Annotated in this window: 1 protein-coding gene; it reads right to left on the bottom strand. The window is 46.2% G+C overall.

All coding sequences use genetic code 11. From position 1 onward, the window contains the following. A partial coding sequence (locus IEW67_RS18035; RefSeq protein ID WP_194466064.1) for a transposase occupies positions 1-253 on the bottom strand: 253 nt, incomplete at both ends.

Here is a 253-nt window from a genome sequence, read left to right as displayed (position 1 = left end):
ATTAACCCAGATTTTTGAGCGCACGTGTCCCCTTACAGGTATATGGTCAATGTGAAAGACCCTGCGGAGAATCGACGGGATCCCTTCAATACCAGCTCTGTAATTGGATAGTTCCTTATGGCGCTCAGTTCCCATCTGGCTGCGGATGATATCCGTTTGAAGCTTGTTTCCGGTAAAGCGGACATTGTTGTATTTCTTTTGTTCCTGAATCGGACATTGCGCCTGTAGCGGGCAATTATGACAATGTTCCTTA

This window comes from Lentibacillus kapialis, from assembly GCF_014646635.1.
Classification (GTDB): domain Bacteria; phylum Bacillota; class Bacilli; order Bacillales; family Amphibacillaceae; genus Lentibacillus; species Lentibacillus kapialis.
Note: the sequence above shows the minus strand (reverse complement) of the source record. Positions and strands in the feature narration are given on the sequence as shown.